The sequence below is a fragment of the Mesorhizobium sp. B3-1-6 genome (genome assembly GCF_006439555.1).
GTDB lineage: Bacteria > Pseudomonadota > Alphaproteobacteria > Rhizobiales > Rhizobiaceae > Mesorhizobium.
On record NZ_VFTM01000046.1, the window covers coordinates 1 to 19899 of the forward strand.

Consider the following 19899-nt stretch of genomic DNA (forward strand, 5'->3'; position numbering starts at 1 on the left):
ACTCCAAAACCCCTTCGGGCCAAAAGTGTTACCCATGTCTCCGGTATAAACCGTAACCCATGTGTCCGGAACGGACCTGAAAATGTTGGCTCCCCGGGCCGGATTCGAACCAGCGACCAACCGGTTAACAGAAGGTTTTTCATTGACTTTCTCTGCATCGTATTGCGACAGCGTGAAACATCATCGGAGGCCTTTGCCTTTGTCTCATCCCGTCCGAATCAATGCCATTTCGATTGATGGGCATTTTGGCGGGTAAAATTTAATAAACGAAAATTATCAAACAAAATCAATTACATCTGGCGGAGGAGGGGACTCGAACCCAGCCCTGCGATGCGATCCGGGCTCCTGAAATGCAGTCGGATTACAATCTGAAGGTAACCGGCACCATCACGCCGGAGACGCTGAACGCCTTGCGAATTACAGCGGATTAATTTCACCGAAATGAGACGTGTGAACAAACAGCGGCCACTCTACGACCTCGCCGTCCTTGTCAATTACGTCTTCGGGTCGCGGGTCCCGTGCCCATCCAGCAAGACATTTCCAATGTTGAGGCATCGTCACGCCGTTCTTTCCAACGCTCGAATCGCGACGAAGAAAAGTGAGGTCGAATCGAGCAAAGATAATGCCTCGGGAGGCGACCTCTGGCTCCCCGTCACGAAGTGCATGTACGCAAACGCGACAACCAACCCGCAAGATGTTGCGCAATTGCACCGTCACGACATCTTAGTACCGGTAGACCCTACAGCCGTCGTCAAGAATTTCCGCATAGCATCCTTACGCGCGCTGTGATCGAGCGCATAATTTGCGCGCTCGAACTTCGCTCCATCGAGCAAAGCCTGAATGTAGCTAGCGACTGTGTCACCTGCCATTACGAGCGCGGTGTCTACCGTGTGGATGTAGCGGCTTGTGATCGTTCCGCGAGAATGTCCCACCAACGCAGCTATGGTCGACTCGGTAAAGCCGAGATCGTTTGCCACGCTCGCGAAGCTGTGACGAAGCACGTGGGGTGTCACGCTTTCAAGCGGTGTGTCTTTGACGAGCTTTTCCCATAGCTTTGGGAAGCCGACCAATGGCTTCCCTTCCTCGGTACCGGGGAACACGAAATCAGCCTCATCGTCGGACAATAATGGTTCAATCAACTCGACCACGGGCAAGCCAATGGCCCGGGTGGATGCGCCTTCCTTGGAATCCTCAAGCCTGATGCAGCTGCGCTGAACGTCGACCTCGCCCATTCTCAGATTAATAATCTCGCCTCGTCGACATCCCGTCATAGCGAGTGCCCGCGCCATTTTGGCGGCCGTTGAAAACTGCGGGTCGATAGCGGCGTCCGCGAGAATCTTGCCTAACGCTCGATACTCACGCTCCGTCAGACGTCGGTCACGGACGCGATCTTTTGGTTTACGAAAGCCGTGAACCGGGTTCTTTTCGATGATGCCTTCCCGAATGGCATACGTGAAGATGCCGCCGAGAAGACCTACGCCGCGCGAGCCAGTGCCAATCCCTCCCCGAACGATCGCCCGGCCTCGCTTCTTCGTCTTGATGTCGGCCCGGGTTTTGCCGTTGGCAACGTCGCGCAGAAATTTGGCAATGTCTGCCGACGTGATCTCGGTCACTCTCCGGTTTCCGAGGAGCGGAAGGATGTGGCGGCTGATACGGCTACGGTCGATCTCCATGGTCGACGGCTTCTTAGGGCGGCCGCCTTTGCCTGGCACAAGTCCAGCTTCACAATCAGCCAGATATCGGGTGCAGAGTTCTTTGATGGTGATCGTTTTAGCGTCGAGAAGTTTTGTCTCCGCAGGGTTGTCGCCTTGCGCGATCCGACCGATCAAAATACGCGCCTCTTTTCGAGCCGCCTCTGGAGCCCAGACGCCATGGGGGCCGATAGTGAATCGACGGGTCCGACCTTTAGCGCGATACTGAACGAGATAACTGCGCTTACCTGATGAAAACACGCGCAGTCCGAATCCAGGCAACTCATCATCCCAAAGGAAGTAGTCCGATTTTTGCGGTCCCGCTTGATCCACGGTTCGTTTGTTCAGCTTAGCCAACGCACACCTCAGGGCTCTGTCGAAGTGACTCCGCGGAAGCACCACGGAAGCACCCGGACGGAAACTCCGGCCTGCGATAGGATACTGGCTTCGGTTTTCGGAGCGACAAAAAGTCAGTCGTCGTAGTGTCTTAGCGAAGCATAGCGTGCAAAGACAAGTTATTGAAAAGACTGGCTAAATCGGCCTCCGAAGGCAGAGGTCACAAGTTCGAATCTTGTCGGGTGCGCCAAATTATCTTTCTATTTCAATCGGTTACGCCAATTCTGACTTACCTTGCTTGCCTGGAGACTGCCCACGCAACCAACAGGGCTCTCTTTCCGCTGCTTTCGTGGAGCAAAGGTCGCGTAATCATCGTTCGCATGACGTGCCCGGCACTGATTCCACGGAAAGCGGTTGCTGGGTCCTGCCCATAAAAGCAGCGCTCAAGTGTGTTTGGTCTGTCGAGGAGCTTGGGCGGCAGTTCCGGCAGAGACGGTCAATTGGGCTAGAAAGCCGACTTTTGCGCCTAAAGCGCGTCGCGTCGAAACGGATTCAGGCGACGCGCTTTTAAGCCCTTATTTTCATGCATGTCGTTATCGCAAAACCGCTGCACACTTTTGCGCGACATGCATTAGATTTGGCCGGCAATAGACCTCAATCAGCGACTCGTCATCAACCAGAAGACGGCGATCACCTCAACAGCGCCACCGTCCTGTCGACGGCGCTGGGGAAGCCATTCAGCGAGAGTGCCAGATTGGTCTCCTTGCCGCCGTCCGCGACCACCTTGACCTTGAGGCTTTTGCCGTCGCGCAGGTTGGCCAAGGTCTCGGCGTCGAAGCTCAGATCGACGAGGCAGCCGCCGGGCAGGCAGGTGCGGAAGCGCAGCGGCGGCAGGGCCGGGCCGTCATCGATCTGGAGCGTCACGCCCTGGTCCAGCGCCAGGCCGAACGGCAGCACCAGCGTTCCCTGGATGGCCTCGCCGGCCGGGCGCAGTTCCATCGCCAGCACGCGCTGGCGCGACTGGCTGTCGGTCTGTTCCTGCGACAGCGCGCAGACCTTCACATTGGCGCCGTTCTGGGTGGCGAGATTGCACGAGACGGTCCAGTCGCCATGCCCTTCCCTGAGCGAGGTCGCCCCGCCTGGGAGGGCTGCCGTGTCTTGCGCGAAAGCGGCCGCAAGGGAGAGCAGGCTTGCGGCGATCAGCGTGGCATATCCAATTCGGCTGTTTCGTATCATCTCGTTTCCATCTCTCAAAAAGTCGGACCGCCCAGAAGGCGAACGACGAATGCGAACGACAGAGAATGCGCATTTCCGCGCGCATTCTGATTGCTCGACCCGGGCTGTGCCCGATGCCTCGTCGACGCCGCTACCAGCGCACGCTGAAGCCGAGCTTGCCGCTGATGACATTGCTGTCGCCGAAGTTCGCCAGGCTGGTCTTGGCGAGCGCCTCGCCATAGACCGAATACTTGCCGTCGCCAAAGTCGAGCGAGCCGCCGAGGCCGACGCCGCCCCAGAACTTCTGGTTCTGGCTGGAAAGCTTCACGCCCGAGACATCGACATCGGTGCCGTCGAGGAAGTCATAATAGAGGTTGGCGATGCCATAGACATGCGCCCGGCTCACCTGCCCGGCGCTGTCGGTCCACTGGTCCTCATAGTCGGCCGAGATGCCGAGGCGGCCGATCAGGCTGTCGCCGCTGCCGGGCGACACGACGGTGCCGAACGGATCGGTGAACTTGTCGAAGTCGACCGCCGAATAGGAAAGTTGCGCCTGCGGGGTCAGCGACCAGTTGGAGCGCAGCGCGATCTTCTGCCCGCTCTCGATGCTCAGCGCATAGCCGAAGCCGTTGTTGCCATCGGCAAGCTTGCCCAGCACGGCCGAGTTGATGTCGCTGTCATACCAGGTCGCCTGGGCCTGCGTGTCGACGTAGAAGCCGCTGTTGCCGAACCAGGTCAGCGTGCCGCCAACGCCGTAGCCGGTGGCCGAGATCGAGCCCGTGCCGAAGCTCGACGCGACATCCGACGAGACGGTGCCGTAATGGACGGTGATGCCGCCCAACAGGATGCCGGCCTCGCTCTCATGCAGCAGGCCGTCCACACCGGCGTTGAGCTTCCACGTCGTCACGTCGTAATCGGTGCCGGTGGTCGAGGTCTTGGGCTCGAACTTGCCATGCGCGGCATCGATGCGGGCCCAGATGGCGTTGCCGTCGACCGGACCCTGGCCGGGCACGTCCGCGCCTTGCGGCGTCGCGCCTTCGCCCCAGGTCCGGTTGCCGGTGCGCTGCTGCAAGGTGCCCAGTTCATTGAAGCTCTGCAGCACGCCTTCATAGGCCTCGTAGAGCGGCGTGCTTGGCGCATAGAGCGGACCGGTCTGGTTGATCAGCGTCGAGCGCAGATACCAGTCGCCGTCGGCCGGCGTGCTCACCCCGTTCTTGTAGAGCCGGTAGGCGTAAGCGCCGCCGACCACGGCCTGGTCGCCCTCAAAGACATAGTCGCCGGCAAGCGTGAAGGTTCCGGCCGAACTGCCGTCGATGTCGACGATCTTGATGCCTTCGCTGGTCTGCGCGCCCGCGCCGCCGGCATTGGTGACCGCCAGGATGCCGGTGCCGGACGTGTTGCCATGCACCACCAGCCTGTCGGTGGTGGAGGCATCGCCGTCGAGCGCGGCATTGATGAGGATTTTGCCGCCATTGCCGACATAGTCGCCGGTCACCGTCAGCACCGTGCCGGGCGCCACGGCGCCAAGCCGCACCGCGCCGCTGTTGTCGAGCGAGGCCACCGTCTGGTCGAAGCCGGCAAGGTCAAGCGTGCCGCCGGAGGCGACGGTGAAGGCCGAACTGGAGCTGAGCACGTTTGTCGCGCCCGCGGCCAATGTGCCCTGCTGGACAGAGGTGGATCCCGAGAAGGCCGAGCCAACGGCTGTCAGGACAAGCGTACCATCTCCTGCTTTGTTGAACGCGCCCGATCCGGTCAATGCCCCGTTCAGGGTCAAGGTGGTCCCGGCGACGGTCGAGATCGTGCCCTGGCCGAGCATGTCGACGGCACGGTCGCTGGCGAAGCTGGCGGTGGTGTTGAGCGTGCCGCCGTTGAAGGAGAGCCCGCCGGCCGCATCGCCGAGATTGGCATCGGCCGAGACCCTGAGCGTGCCGCCATTGATGGCGGTGCCGCCGGTGTAGCTGTTGGTGCCGGTCAGCACCAGCGTTCCGGCATCCGTCTTGACGAGCTGAGCATTGCCGGTGAGCGCGGAGGCGATCGTCGCCGTGTAGCCTGCGCCGGCACTGGTGCCGTCGCCGACCCGGATCGTCGACTGCGCGCCGACCAAGCCAATGTCGCCGCCCTGAATGACATAGCCGTCGGTCGAGAACTGCATGCCGGCGGCCGTCACCTGGCCGAGCCCGTTGTCCACCGTCACCGTGCCGGCCTGGCCGGCGAAGATGGCGAAGGCGCCGTCCGAATAGGCTGCGTTGATCGACCCGGTGTCTTCGGTCCAGTTGTCGTTGCCCAAGGAGCTCTGCCAGGTGCCGCTACCGCCATCGACCGTGCCGTCGAACTTCGGACCGGCATCGCCGTCCCAGTAGTTCAGGTTCAGCCCTTGCGTGTTGACGAGGTTCACCTGATGATCGACGGACGTCTGAACGAAGTAGTTCGAGGATGGGATGGAGCCGACGGACAGGCCGTTGTTCGTCAGCGTGCCGGCATAGTCGAACACCCGGTAGATGCCGGGGCCGAAGGTGCCGCCCGGCGAGACAGTGACATTGAGCGTGCCGGCGAGCGTCAGATTGCCGCCTACGGTGGTGAGGTCGTTGAGCGCCCCGCCCGCGACATTCGCCTGGCCGAAGCTGTAGTTGAGGATCGAGCCGCCGGAGAGCGTCAGGTCGCCGGCGATCGCCAGCGTGCCCGGCGTTCCGTCTGCCGATCCGGGCGAGAGCGTGGCGCCGTCGGCGATCACGACGTTGCCGCCGATCGTGCCCTTGCCGCCAAGCGTGGCGCCGATCTCAACCGAGGTAAGCCCTGTGGCCAGGCTGTTGTCGCCATCGACATAGAGCCCGCCTGCCGCCACGGTGGTCGCTCCGGCATAGGAGTTGGTGCCCGTCAGCGTCAGCGCCGCGCCGCCCGTCTTGGTGAAGCCGCCCGCGCCGCCGATAGGGCCGGACAGCGTGAGATCGGCGTCGGTCTGCAACGTGCCGCCGCCGGCATTGAGCGTGATGTCGCGCGCCGAGCTGAACGCGGCGGTATTTTGCAGCGTCGCGGCATTGTCGAACGACAGCGCTCCAGCCCCATCGCCAAGGTTGACGTCGGCCGAGACCCGCAGCGTGCCGCCATTGATGGCCGTGCCGCCGCTGTAGGTATTGGTGCCGCTCAGCACCAGCGTGCCGAGATCGGTCTTGACCAGCTGCGAGCTGCCCTGGAGCACCGAAGCGATGGTCGCGGTGTAGCCCGCACCCGGCAGGGTTCCGTCGCCCACCCGGATCGTCGCCTGCGGCCCGACCAGATCGATGGACTGCCCCTGGATCAGGTAGCCATCGGTGGCGAACTGCATGCCTGCGGCCTGCACCTGGCCATTCGTCGTGCTGTCGACATCGACCGTGCCGGCCTGGCCGGAGAAGATCGCGAAGCTGCCGTTCGAGAAGGCGGCGTTGATATCGCCGGCCGGCCCGGTCCAGTTGTCGTCGCCGGCCGCCCGCCAGGTGCCGTTGCCGCCATTGACGGCGTTATTGCTCTTGGGGCCGGCGTCGCCGTCCCAGAAATTCAGCGTCATGGCGCTGATGTCGATGAGGTTGACCTGGCCCGCTATCGAGGTCTGGACGACATGAGTGGGCGAATTGCTGTCGAGCCCGTTGTCGGTCAGGGTGCCGTCATAGCTGATGACGCGATAGATGCCCGGCCCGAAATTGCCGCCGGGGGCCTCCGTCACGTTGATGGTGCCGTCGAGTGCCAGATTGCCGTGGACGACCGTCAGATCATTGTATGCGCCGCCGACCACGCCTGCCTGGCCGAACGAGTAATCAAGGTTCGAGCCGTCGGCCAGTTCGAGGTTGCCGTTGATGGTGAGCGCGCCGGGCGCGGAGCCGAGGCCACCGGGGGCCAGCCTGCCGGCCACGTCGACGAACACATCGCCGCCGATGGTGCCGTTGCCGCCCAGCGTGCCGAAATTGACGTTGGTCAATCCGGTTGCGGCGGTCTGGTCGCCATTGATGTAGAGCCCGCCTCCGCCGACTATCAGCGTGGTGCCGCCGTAAGTGTTGTCGGCCGCGAGCACGGTGTTGCCGGTTCCATCCTGGCTGACGCCGCCGCTGCCCGAGATCGTGCCGCCGAAACTATAGAGGTTGGAGCGGTTGAAGCTGAGCGTGCCGTTGTCGACCACATCGCCGAGGATTGACCCGGTCGTGCCGCCGGTGCCCAGCATCAGGATGCCGCTCGCAATGGTCGTGCCGCCGGCATAGGTGTTGTCGGCCGTGAGGGCGAGGAATCCAGGACTGCCCGCGGTGAGTGCACCGGTCCCGTCTATCGTGCCGGCCCATTCCACGAAGTTGTCGACGTTGATTGTACCGCCGCCGGCGTTGAGCGTTACGTCTCGTGTGGAGGTCAGGCCGCCCCCTGTCACGTGCAACGTGCCGCCATCGAAGGTAACCTTACCGGCCACATCGCCGAGATTGGCGTCGGCGGTGATCTGGACCGTGCCGCCATCGATGACGGTGCCGCCTTGGTAGCTGTTGGCGCCGCTGAGCACCAGTGTGCCGCCGCCTTCCTTGGTCAAAGTTCCGGCGCCGCTCACCGTGTTGGTGAGCGCCAGGCTGGTCGCGCCGTCGGTGTCGAAGGTGCCGCCGCCCGCGCTGAGCGTCACGGCGCGGGTAGAAGTGATATCGGCCGTCGTGTGCAGCGTGCCGCCGTCGAGCGAAAGACCGCCGGAGGCGTTGCCGAGATTGTTGTCCGACGCGATCTGAACCGTGCCGCCATTGATGGCCGTGCCACCGGCATAAGTGTTGGGGCCTGACAGCACCAGCGTGCCGAGATCGGTCTTCACCAACTGGGTGGCGCCCGTCAGGTTGGATGCGATCGTCGCGACATAGGCCGCGCTCGCCGCCGTGCCGTCACCGACACGGATGATCGATTGCGGGCCGACCAGGCCGATGTCCGCGCCCTGGACCAGGTAGCCGTCCGCCGCGAACTGCATGCCGGCGGCCTGCACCGGGCCGTTCGTGCCGTCCACCGTGACCGTGCCGGCGGCTCCCTGGAAAATCGCAAAGCTGGCATTGGCGAAGGGAGCAGCGAACGTTCCGGTGATGTCCGTCCAGTTCTGGTCGCCTGCGGCGCGCCAGGTGCCGCTGCCGCCATTCACCGCGCCATTGGAGTGGGGGCCGGCGTTGCCGTCCCAATAGCTGAGCTGCAGCCCGGCCGAGTTGACCAGGTTGACCTGGTTGGCCACCGAGGTCTGCACGAAATAGTTGGGATCCGTGACGTCGAGACCGTTATCCGCAAGGGAGCCGTTGTAGCTGATGATGCGGTACACGCCGGGACCCAGGGTTCCTCCCGGGCTCTGGGTCACGTTCAGCGTGCCGTCCAGCGTCAGGTTGCCACCGACGTTGATGAGATCGTTCAGCGGACCGCCGGGCACGTTTGCCTGGCCGAAATTGACGTTGAGGTTGGAGTTGCCCAGCGCGAGGTTGCCGTTGATGGTCAGCGTGCCTGGAGCATTGCCGGCGCCGCCGGGGGCGAGCGTGCCGCCGTCGGCCACGGTGACGCTGCCGCCGATGGTGCCGGTGCCGCCGAGGGTCGCGCCGCTCGCGACCGATGTCGGGCCAGTAGCACCCGACTGGTTGCCGTTGATCAACAGCGTCCCGGCATTGACGTTGGTGGCGCCGCTATAGCTGTTGGTGCCGGTGAGCGTTGTAACGCCGGTGCCGAGCTTGTTGACCGAACCCGTGCCAGAGATGGCCCCGTCGAAGGCATAGTTGTTGTTCAGGTTGAACGCGAGCGTGCCGTTGTTGGCTACGCTCGGTGTCGTCAAGGTACCCGCTGTCGCGCCGCTGCCCACCTGGAGCGTCCCGCCCTGGATCGTCGTGCCGGCGCTGTAACTGTGGTCACCAACAAGCGTCAACGTTCCGGTGCCCTGCTTGTCCAGGCTCTCGAACCCGCTGATGCCCGCGCCCTGGACTGTGCGATTCACCGTGTTGATTACCCGAAGCGCGTCGCCCGCGCCCGTCTCGCCACCGGTGCCGGCGTTGACTGTTCCGGTGAGAACGGCGCCGTCGTTAAGCGTCAGCGTGTCGTTGCCGGCGCCAAGGTTCAGTGCTCCGGCGCCGGTGTTCAAGGTCCCGGTCAGGTTGACAGTGTCGCTGCCACCGCCAAGGTCGCCATTGCCGCGCAGCGTGCCGCCATTGGCGATGTTGATCGTGCTTGCCCCTGCGTCGCCGGTGATTGCTATGGGGGTCGCGCCGACCGCCTGCACGGTGCCATTGACGTTCAAGGTCGAGCCACCATCCATGGCGAGGGTCGGCGTGGTCAGCACCTTGCCCGCGTCGACCTGCAGCGTGCCGGCATTCACGGTCGTGCCGCCGCTGCTGGTCAGGTTGGTTGCCAATTCCAGCATGCCGGCATCGACCTGCGTCGTGCCGCCGATGCTGCTGTCGATCGCCGACGTCAGCCTGGTCGTGCCGACGCCGATCTGGGCGATGTTGCCCGCGCCGCTCAGATTGCCGGCGAAGTTGAACGTATCGCTGCGATTGAACGACAGCGTCGAGGTTGAGTTGACGACGACGACATTGCCTGTGCCGGCGTTGCCCGACGTGCCGCCGTTGCCGACGACCAGGTTGCCATCATTGATGACGGTGTTGCCGGAATAGCTGTTGTTGCCCGTCAGCACCCAGGTGCCGCTATCGTTCTTGGCCAGCGTCGTTTTCGCGGTCGTGGCATTCTGGTCGACGATCGTTCCGCCCATTATGTTGAGACCGGTGTTCGTGCCGCCCAGCGCCAGCGTGCGCGCTCCGGCCCCACTGTATAATGCGGACCCGGTATTGGTGAACTGGATCGCCCCAGTGCCGGACGATTCGATGAAGCTGACGCCTGTCTGCAGCGTGAACAGCCGGTCGGTGGTGTCGCCCGTGCCGGTATAGCGCAGCGTCGAACCGCTGCCGATCACGAGGCTGGATGCCAGGTTCGACGACTTCCCGATTGAACTCGCCTGGCCGCCATCGGCGAGCTTGTCGACGGCAAGCACGCCGCCGCTGATCGTCGTGGCGCCGGTATAGGTGCTGGTCTGGTTCTTGAGTACCCAAGTGCCGGTGCCGGTCTTCGTGAGCGAAGTCGTGCCGCTTGCGGGATTGTCAATGCGCGCCGAAAGCGAGTTGTTGGCCGTACTCGTGCCGGTGAGCGTCAGGGTACGGTTGCCGCTGCCAGACAGCATAATCGGCACCGTGCTGGTAAAATCGATCGCGCCGGTACCGGATGCGCCAAGACCGCCGCCACTCGCACCAAGTGTAAATTGACGATCGGTGCTGCCTCCGGACCCGATATACTGCAGCGTGCCGCCGTTGAGGACAAGATTGCTCGGCGCGGAGCCCGAGGCGCCGATCGAGCTGTTGGAAAGCCCATTCGTCAGGTTCGCCGCAGCGAGAACACCGCCGTTAATCGTGGTCGCGCCTGTATAGCTGCTGGCCACACCGGAGAGGGTTTGTATGCTGCCCCCGTTCTTCACAAGCCCGCCGCTGCCGCTGATGGCACCGTTGTAATTGGCGCTTCCGATACCGCTTATCGTCAACGTGGCGCTGCCAAGCGTGATGTTGCCGCCAGTAATGCCCAGATTGCCTTGGCTGATATAACCGACCGTATTGCTGAAACCGTTCAGATCCAGGGTTGCCCCGGTCGTGTCCATTCGCAGGCCGCTCGAGCCGAATGCGCTGGTCGACCCCGCGCGGAGGGTGCCGCCGTTGACGAAAGTCGCACCGTTGTAGGTGTTGGCGCCGGATAAGACCAAGGTGCCCGGTCCGGCCTTTTCGAGTTGGGTCCCCGTCGCAACCCCGCTGAATTCCAGCGTGGTTCCCGCGTTCGACACATTGATCTGGCCGGAGCTTAGCGCAAAGCCGCGGTCGGTCTTTACGCTGGCGCCCGTGTAGATCAAAGTCCCGTTGACCTGCAGATTCGTCGACGCGTTGCTCGATGCGCCGATGTCGCTCGCCTGTCCGCCATTGCGCAAGCAGCTGACGCTCAACGTGGCGTTTATGATGGTCGCGCCGGAATAGCTATTGGTGCAACCGCTTACCGTCTCGGTGCCGCCTGCGACCGTCAGACCACCCGTGCCGCTAATCGTGCCCGAAAAGCTGCCGTTGCCGTTCGTCGTCAGGGTCGCCGCGCCCAGCAGCACGCTGCCCCCGCCGCCGAGCCCGCCCACGGTGTTGTTGTTGTTGGCCAGATCGAGAGTAGCTCCCGCGGCCACTGTCATCGCCCCTGTGCCGAACGCACCGGCAGACCCTGCACGCAGAATGCCAGCGCTTACCGCGCTGCCGCCGGTATAATTGTTCGTGCCCGACAGCACCAAGACACCGGCGCCGCCCTTGTTGAGACCGCCTGTCCCGGTGCCAACCCCGCTCATCGTCAGCGTGGTGCCGCCGATTACGTCGATAGCTCCGCCGCCGGTGCCGAGCGTGAAGCCACGGTCACTGCTGGTGGTTCCGCCGATATAGCTGAGCTTCCCACCGTTCTGCAGCACAAGATTGGATGAAGCATTGCTCGCCGCGCCGATACCGCTTGCCTGCCCGCCATTGGCAAGCGCGCTTACGGCCAGCGTGCCGCCGGCAATGGTGGTGGCGCCGACATAGTCGTTGCTCGCGTTGGTCAGCGTCAGCGTGCCGGCGCCGGTCTTGGTGAAGCCGGCATCGTCCGGGCTGGTCACTTGGCCGGAGAACGTCAGGTTGGTGGCGGCGTTGGTGACCTCGAAGGTGCGCGATGGACCGCCGTTGACGAGGGTGAAGCCGCGATCGGTCGAGGCCGTTGCGCCGGTGTAGCGCAACGTGCCGTTCTCGATCACCAGGTTCGACGACGCGCTGGATGAGGCGCCGATGCCGCTCGCCGCGCCGCCATTGGCGACACTGTTGAAGGCGAGCGTGGCACCGCTCACCGTCGTCGCACCGGTGTAACTGTTGCTGCCCGTCAGCGCGACGACACCGGTGCCGGTCGAGCCTCCCGTGCCGCCCACCGTGAAGGAGGTCGGGCCACCGTTGTTGATAATGTTCGAGGCGACGGTGAAGGTGCCGCCACTGTTCTGCTGCACGCCAAGCGCGCTTCCACCGGCGCCTCCGGTCAAGGAGCCGCCCTGGATGGTCTGGTTAGCGGTTCCGACCGAGGGAGAGACGATTATAGTGCCGTCCACGCCGAGCGTATTGCCGGCGCCAACAGTGACGATGGAATTGGCCGCCGCCGTGTATTTGAGGCCGCCGAGCGCGACATTGCCGTTCACCGTGCCGAAATAGGGCGTATTGGCGTTGCCGGTTTCGTCGCTAAGGATATTGCCCGTCGCCCACAGGGCCGCATTGTCCTCATCAACATAGGCGGTGAATGCGGTGATGAAGCCGCCCGACACTTGCGCATAGTCGGTGCCGTTGACGGTTGCCCAGCCGCCAAGCGCGCCATTGGCGTTGCTGGTGGCCATCGACGTTCCCGTGCCGATGCCGAAATCGACCAGACCGCCGGTACGGCTGACGGCGCCGAGATTGACCGTCAGCACGCCGCCCGCGCCAGCGGTCGCGTTGATCCGGTTGTTGCCCGCCGTGACGTTCAGGCCATTGAAGCTTTGGCTGTTCGTCCCGGTGCCACCTTTCACGGTGAGCGTGCCGCCGCTCATATTGAGCGCCGAGGATATGGAAACGATATTGTTCGTCGGCGCGCCGGGCGCTGTGAAATCCAGCGCCAGCGTGCCGCCGCCGATGCTGGTCGCGCCGGAATAGGTGTTGGCGCCCGTCAGCGTCTGCGTGCTGGCACCTAGCTTGGTGAGGCCGCCGGTGCCGGTAATGACGCCGGCATAGGTGGCGCTGCCCGATGTGCCGTTCACCGTCAGGTTGTTGCTGCCGAGGTCCACGGTCCCGCCGGTGCCCGCCAAGGAGCGCGCGGTTATGTCGAAGCCACCCAGGTCAAGCGTGCCGCCATTGACGACAAGCGGATTGGAAGGCCCGAATGCAGCAGAGCTGCCGGCGGTGAGCGTTCCGCTCTGGACCGTGGTGGTGCCGGTGAAAGTGTTGCTGCCGCTCACCACCCAGGTGCCGGCGCCGTTCATGGTGAGGTTGCCGGCGCCGGAGATCACGCCGGAGAATGTGTTCGCCCCCGCGAAGCTGCCGCCGAGCGTCAGCGTATCGGCGACGCCGCCCGCGACAAAGCTCGTCGGTCCGCTGAAGGAGAGCGCGCCGGCGCCGTCATTGCTGATGGTGCTGGAGCCCGAGATCGTCAGCGTGCGGTTGGTCGCCGAGCCCGTTCCGGTATAGCTCAGCGTGCCGCCGCCGAAATTGATAGTGTTGCCGGTGCCGAACGAGCTGTTGGCACCGCTGTTCGCCAGGGTCGCGGCCTTGACGGTGATAGTGTTGATCGTGGTCGGCCCGGTGTAGGTGTTGGCGTCCCCGAGGGTGATGACCCGGCCAGCATTTCCCGTAAAGGCGATAGCCCGGGCGGCCGAGGAACTAATGACGCCCAGCAGGTCCATGTCGCCGGACGCCGCGGAGAAATTCATGGTAAGTCCGTAGGCACCGCCGGCAAGAATACCGCCGGTCAGCGTCAGCGTCCCGGTGCCCAGGTTCTGGAGATAGTTGCCTCCGCTGGAGGTGTTGTTGAAACTCCAGTTGCGATTGGAGCTGTCGCCGTCACCGGAATAGACCAGATTGCCGCTCACTCCGCCACCGGCGCTTACAGTGATGGTACCCGACGCCGTATCCGTAGGCGCGCCGAGCGAGCTTGCCACCCCAAGGTTTGCTACCGAGGTGAAGCCGTTGGTGCCCTGGCCGAAAATCGTCTGACCTGTATAGTCGTTGGCGTCGTTGCTGATTGTGCCTGAAACCTGTAGCCCGCCAGCCCCGGTGAAGCGCGCTGTGAGCGCCCCACTAGCTGCGAGCGCACGTCCGCTGACGATCGTAACAACCCGGCTGGCGGCAAGTGCGCTGGTCGAGCCGATAGAGGTACCATTCGCAAGCGAGACGCCATTGCCGGCCGCGCCGAGCGACGCGTCGCTGGCGAGCCCGAGTCCTCCGGCCGAGACGGTGATGTCACCCGTGAAGGTGTTCGCGCCGGTGAGCGTCAGCCCGCCGGCACCGACTTTGGTGAAGCCTGATCCGGCGATCACCGAACTTATTGTGGTGGTTCCGGCAGTGGAAATCGTCGGCGTCGTGCCGGTGAGCGTCAGCGTATTGCCAGCGATTGTATAGCCCGCGACACCGAAGGTCAGATTGTGGGCCGTCATCGGCCCCGCGAGCGTCACCGTCCCGGCGGTGCCGTTGAAGAAGGCATTGTCGCCGCCGACGGCGGCATTGTTCCAGCTGGCCATCGGCCCGGTGACACCATCACTGCTCGGATTCCAAAGCAGGGACGAGGTGTTCCAGGCTCCGGTACCCCCGAGGCCCACAGCGGTGCCGTTGACGTCCCAATAGAGATCGGCCGCCCCTGCAGGGACGGCGCCAAGCCCGGCCAATAGCGCGGCCGACACAAGCGCACCACGCAAGACCGGAGCTGCCGTCGAAGCCAGGTGGGCAAGATTCGGCGCATAGCTCGCCGCCTGGCCTTTCCATTTGGTCATACGGCCGCCGCGCAGCAGGCGATGGGCAAATGATGGTTCGCGCGTCGGCTCCGCCGACATGCCTGCTTTGCTGTTCACGATTCTATCCATCATATTCCCCCGCGTCGAATGGCCACTGCCGCAACCAGTCGTCGTAACATGCCGGCCGCCTTGCAAATCGATATGGCCGGGGCGGCAGCCGACCGATCCATGTGATAAGAAATTTGTTGAAGGGGTTGGTGGCGAACCGACAGTTGGCAAGGAGGGTTGCCTGCCCGCTTTGCCAGGCCGGAACGGGATGACCCTCGGCGGATCCTTGCATCAGTCGACTGACCGACGGCAATGACGCGCCACTCGCCTGACTAGGCTGCGCCACGACCTCATATATCCGCAATGCCCACTGCTGGCTTGATCTGCTCCAGCATCACCCTCTCCTCAGCCTGATCAGATTGCCAACCGCGATCGCACCTTGGTCCCGGGCAATGGTGGCGTTGCACTGGCGACCGAATCGGCACCGCAAAGCAAGTCTGTCAAGAACATCACACATCAAGCAACTTATAAAGACGTTAATTGAATTGTTTCGGATTTACAGATGTAAACATTAGGAGGTTTAAATATAAGTCAGATCTTACATTCGACTGCAGAATCCCGAATTTTTGCTCGACGGCCCTCATGAAGACACCGCGCGGGTAGCCATCCGGAGAAATCCAGCGAACGAGACCCGGTGTAACGGGGAGCTGCTTTGCGAACACATTACCGATGCCTAGGAGCAACGGTACGGGAAATAGAACGTCTACTTCAACAGCGCCATCGTCCTGTCGACGGCGCTGGGGAAGCCGTTCAGCGAGAGTGCCAGATTGGTCTCCTTGCCGCCGTCCGCGACCACCTTGACCTTTAGGCTTTTACCGTCGCGCAGGGTCGCCAAGGTCTCGGCATCGAAGCTCATATCCACGAGGCCAGCCGCCGGGCAGGCAGGTGCGGAAGCGAGCCCATCGCGGCTCCCACGCATCTTGAAACCCGTAACTGGATTCTGGAGGTCACCGTCACGCCGCAAGCCGGCCTCCCGATAGGCGCGGCTTCTTCGATCTCATCGCTAGAGGCGGAATCGCAGTGTGAACCTACGGATGGGGCGACGGCCCCATCCGCTTTTTGCATGGAATATTCTATTGTTGCGCCAGCGTTTATTTCGCCATGGCAGCAGCCAATTGGTCGACGTTGTATTTGAACATCCTGGCGTAGGTTGGCGCAGGACCGTCCTCCTTCGAAAGGGCCTCGACGTAGAGCTCTCCGCCCGCTTCGGCGCCCGTGGCGCCCGCGATCTGCTTGACGAGACGCGGATCGTTGGAGTTTTCAAAGAAATAGGTCTTCACGCCTTCTTTCTTGATCTGCTCGATCAGCTTGGCGACGTCGCCGGCCGAGGCCTCGGACTCGGTCGACAAGCCAAGCGGCGACAGGAAAGAAACCCCGTACTCACGTCCGAAATAGCCGAAGGCGTCATGGCTGGTCAGCACCTTGCGCTTCTCCTGCGGGATCGGGTCGATCTTGGAACGCGCGTAGGCGTCGAGTTCATGAAGCTTCTTCATGTATCTCTCGGCATTCGCCTTGAAATGTCCTGCCCCCTCGGGATCGGCCACCTCGAGCGCCTTCTCGATGTTGCCGACCCAGACCTCGACATTGACCGGGCTGTTCCAGACATGCGGATCGGTCACGGTCTTGCCGTCCTCGTCCATCGTGCGGGTCTTGACGCCTTCGGAAGCGACGACCGGCGTTCCGGTGTAACCGGAACCGCTGATCAGGCGATCCATCCAGCCCTCCAGCCCTTCGCCACTGACGAAAACGACATCGGCGGCCTTGAGGTTCTTGGCGTCGTCTGGCGTCGGCTCGTATTCATGGGGATCGCCGTCGGCCGGTACGATTGTCTTGACTTCGACATTGCTGCCGCCGACTTCCTTGGCCACGTCGGCAAGCACCGTGAAGCTCGCAACGACATGCAGCGTCTTCGCGGAGGCAGCGGCCGCCACCGCCAACACGGCAACAGCGCTCAGCCCAAGCGTGGCCATCATGTTCAGTCTTCTCATCGAAACTCTCCTTGGTGATCAGCCCGTAAGGTGTGGGCGGGGAAACAGACGCCGCACGGCACCCGACGGAGCGGCAAGCAGCGAGACGCAATAAAGGAGGCTTGCGGTCAGGATGATGCATGGTCCTGAGGCGTAGCCGAGATGGAATGAGGCGATCAGCCCGACGAAACCGGAGAGCGCTGCCGTCGAAGCCGCGACGATGAACATTCCGGGCACGCTGCGTACCCATAGCCGGGCAATTGCGGCGGGCAGCATCATGAGCCCCACCGCCATGAGCGTACCCAAGGCCTGAAAGCCGGCGACGAGATTGAGAACGACCAGGAAGAGAAAGACGAGATGGTGGAGCGACCCGCGTCCTCCGACCGCGCGAAGAAATCCGGGGTCGAAACATTCTGCGATCAGCGGGCGGTATACGATCGCAAGGATGATCAGCGTGAGCGAAGCGATCGTCGCGACGAGGTAAAGCGCCGGCGCGTCGATCGCGAGGATGGTGCCGAACAGTACGTGCAGCAGATCCCGGCTGGATCCGCGCAGCGAGACGATCAGAACGCCGGCGGCGAGCGACGTGAGATAGAAGGTGGCGAAACTGGCATCCTCGCGCAGCGACGTCGTGCGGCTTACGATGCCCGACAGGATCGCAACGGCGAGCCCGGCGATCAGCCCGCCGATGCCCATGGCCGTCAGCGAAAAGCCCGCGAACAGGAAGCCGACCGCCGCACCGGGCAACACGGCATGGCTGAGCGAATCTCCGACCAGGCTCATACGGCGCAGCATCAGAAGCACGCCGACCGGGCCGGAACCCAACCCCAGACAGAAACAGGCGACAAGCGCCCGGCGCATGAAACCATAGTCGGCGAAAGGCGCCAAAAGCAGGTCGTGGAGGCTCATGCCGCCTTATTCCCCGGCCGGTGACAAACCTCGGCAAAGTCGTCCCAGTTTTCCGCCATGGCTCTTGCCTTGAGCAGATTCTCTGCGGTCATCACCGATGATGTCGGACCCCATCCGATCGGTTCGCGGGCGATCAGCAGCGTTTCGGGGAAATGTGCCCGCACCTGCTCGAAATCATGCAGGACGGCGATGATCGTGCGGCCGTCGCGGTGCCAACGCAGCAGGATATCCATCAGGTCGCGCGTGGTCCTGGCGTCGATGGCGGTGAATGGCTCATCAAGCAGGATGACCCGTGCGTCCTGCAGCAGCAGCCGGGCGAACAGCACACGCTGGAACTGCCCTGCGGACAGCGAGCCAATGGGACGACGTTCGAACCCTTCCAGGCCGACGGCCGACAGCGCCTCACGCGCCTTCGCCGTGATCTCCGCGGTGATACCGCGAAACGCACCGACGACGTGCCACGCGCCGAGCATGACCGTGTCTCCGACGCTCAGCGGGAAACTGCGGTCGATCTCCGCCGCCTGCGGCAGGTAGCCGAGGTCGCGCGAGGAAAGCCCGGCGTGGTCGATATGTCCTTCCACGACAGGGAGCTGGTTCATCAGCGCCTTGACCAGCGTCGATTTGCCGGCGCCATTCGGGCCCGCGATCGCCGTCATGCTGCCCGGAAGAAATGAGCCGGAAAGATGATGCACGGCCGGGCGCCGATCGTAGGCGACTGTCACGTTCGACAGGCTGATGAGGCGGCCGCCCGCCTCGGCGGCTGCGGGATCTGTCTTGTTCATGCCAGCGACACCGCCCAAGCAACCGCCAGCCACAGCGCGACGATGACGAGGACCAAGACCCCCAGACGCTCGAACGCAGACCAGACGAGGAAGCTGCGGGCGAAGATCGATCGCCCCGCCGAGATTCGCAGCCAGTTCATGCGGCTTCCTCCGTCCAGCGCGGAAACGGATCGGACAGATGCTGCCATTGTGCCGGCGAGAAAGTTTCGGCGGCAACCAGGCAGGAATCGAGTTCATCCCGGATGCGCGCTTCGTTCATCGGGTGCGTTCCGATGAAGACGATCTCCTGCCGGCGGTCTCCCCAGACCGGATCGAAATAAGGCTGCATGCATTGGCGCCAGCCGTCGTTGTCGGGCCATCTGGCCTTCGGAACCGCCGACCACCAGAAGCCGCGCCGGCCGCTGCGGACCAACGCACCAGCCTGGCTCAATTCGCCAACATGCTGCGGGCGCGTGGCCAGCCAGAAGAATCCCTTGGCGCGGACGACGCCCGGCCATGCGCGGTCGATGAAAGCCTTGAATCTCGTCGGATCGAAGGGCCGGCGCGCCCGGTAAACGAACGAACTAATCCCGTATTCCTCGGTTTCGGGAACGTGTTCGGAAAAGCCGTTCAGCTCCTTGAACCAGAGCGGATGCTCATGCGCCTTGTCGAAATCGAACAGGCCGGTATCGAGGATTGCCGCAAGGTCCACCCGACCAAAATCAGTCTCGATGATCCGCGCATCCCGATTGAGCGCACGCACGATCTTTCGCGCGGCGTCGAGGTCGGCCGCCGTCGCGGCCGACACCTTGTTGAGCACGATGACATCGGCAAATTCGATCTGCTCGACCAGCAGATCGACAAGCGCGCGGTTGTCCCCATTGCCAAGCGATTCACCGCGATCCTTCAGGAAATCGCTCGAGGCGTAGTCCTTCAGCAGATTGGCGGCGTCGACCACGGTGACCATGGCGTCGAGCCTCGCAACGTCCGACAGGCTGACGCCATTTTCGTCACGAAACTCGAAGGTGGAGGCAACCGGAAGCGGCTCGGAAACGCCGGTGGATTCGATCAGAAGATTGTCAAACCGGCCCTGCCTTGCCAGCGCCTGAACTTCCTTCAGAAGGTCGTCCCTCAAGGTGCAGCAGATGCAGCCATTGGTCATCTCGACCAGTTGCTCGTCGGTCCGCGACAGGTTCGCCCCGCCGTCGCGGATCAGCGACGCATCGATGTTGACCTCGCTCATATCGTTGACGATCACAGCGACCCGCCGACCCTGGCGATTGCCGAGAATAGTGTTGAGAAGTGTCGTCTTTCCGGCGCCGAGAAAGCCGGAAAGGACGGTCACCGGCAATTTGCGCCCTGCCTCTGCTTGCATGTGATCTCCGGTAGATTTCAATTCC

Annotated in this window: 9 protein-coding genes; all 9 read right to left on the reverse strand. The window is 63.2% G+C overall.

Annotated features, from left to right (window positions below; translation table 11 throughout):
* Positions 1–713: 713 nt before the first annotated feature.
* Entirely contained in the window at positions 714–2048 is a 1335-nt protein-coding gene (locus FJ414_RS28675; protein ID WP_140647729.1) for a site-specific integrase, read from the reverse strand.
* Between the two features lie 669 nt (positions 2049–2717).
* A complete protein-coding gene (locus FJ414_RS28680) occupies positions 2718–3263 on the reverse strand; it encodes an invasion associated locus B family protein (protein ID WP_140647730.1) in 546 nt (181 codons plus the stop codon).
* Positions 3264–3393: 130 nt separating this feature from the next.
* The gene (locus FJ414_RS31605; protein ID WP_246672521.1) at positions 3394–14871 is read right to left on the reverse strand and encodes an autotransporter-associated beta strand repeat-containing protein; all 11478 of its coding nucleotides are present in this window, start codon (positions 14869–14871) and stop codon (positions 3394–3396) included.
* Between the two features lie 694 nt (positions 14872–15565).
* On the reverse strand, positions 15566–15781 hold the full coding sequence (locus FJ414_RS28725) for an invasion associated locus B family protein (RefSeq protein WP_140647731.1): 216 nt from the start codon (positions 15779–15781) through the stop codon (positions 15566–15568).
* Between the two features lie 172 nt (positions 15782–15953).
* On the reverse strand, positions 15954–16850 hold the full coding sequence (locus tag FJ414_RS28730) for a zinc ABC transporter substrate-binding protein (RefSeq protein WP_140647732.1): 897 nt from the start codon (positions 16848–16850) through the stop codon (positions 15954–15956).
* An 18-nt stretch (positions 16851–16868) separates the two neighbouring features.
* A complete protein-coding gene (locus FJ414_RS28735; protein WP_140647733.1) occupies positions 16869–17738 on the reverse strand; it encodes a metal ABC transporter permease in 870 nt (289 codons plus the stop codon).
* Complete coding sequence (locus FJ414_RS28740; RefSeq protein ID WP_140647734.1) at positions 17735–18520, reverse strand: metal ABC transporter ATP-binding protein; 786 nt, start codon at positions 18518–18520, stop codon at positions 17735–17737. The genes FJ414_RS28735 and FJ414_RS28740 overlap by 4 nt, the downstream gene beginning before the upstream one ends.
* Complete coding sequence (locus tag FJ414_RS31610) at positions 18517–18660, reverse strand: hypothetical protein (RefSeq protein WP_181181743.1); 144 nt, start codon at positions 18658–18660, stop codon at positions 18517–18519. Before FJ414_RS31610 ends, FJ414_RS28740 begins: the two co-directional genes overlap by 4 nt.
* Positions 18657–19874: a zinc metallochaperone GTPase ZigA gene (gene zigA / locus FJ414_RS28745; protein WP_140647735.1), complete on the reverse strand. Its 1218-nt coding sequence runs from the start codon at positions 19872–19874 to the stop codon at positions 18657–18659. The genes FJ414_RS31610 and zigA overlap by 4 nt, the downstream gene beginning before the upstream one ends.
* Positions 19875–19899: the final 25 nt, after the last annotated feature.

Excerpts from the sequence above, each read along its gene's own strand:
- FJ414_RS28680 (WP_140647730.1), bottom strand. The coding sequence starts at position 3,263 with ATGATACGAAACAGCCGAATTGGATATGCCACGCTGATCGCCGCAAGC.
- FJ414_RS28725 (WP_140647731.1), bottom strand. The coding sequence starts at position 15,781 with ATGCGTGGGAGCCGCGATGGGCTCGCTTCCGCACCTGCCTGCCCGGCG.
- FJ414_RS28730 (WP_140647732.1), bottom strand. The coding sequence starts at position 16,850 with ATGAGAAGACTGAACATGATGGCCACGCTTGGGCTGAGCGCTGTTGCC.
- FJ414_RS28735 (WP_140647733.1), bottom strand. The coding sequence starts at position 17,738 with ATGAGCCTCCACGACCTGCTTTTGGCGCCTTTCGCCGACTATGGTTTC.
- FJ414_RS28740 (WP_140647734.1), bottom strand. The coding sequence starts at position 18,520 with ATGAACAAGACAGATCCCGCAGCCGCCGAGGCGGGCGGCCGCCTCATC.
- FJ414_RS31610 (WP_181181743.1), bottom strand. The coding sequence starts at position 18,660 with ATGAACTGGCTGCGAATCTCGGCGGGGCGATCGATCTTCGCCCGCAGC.
- zigA (WP_140647735.1), bottom strand. The coding sequence starts at position 19,874 with ATGCAAGCAGAGGCAGGGCGCAAATTGCCGGTGACCGTCCTTTCCGGC.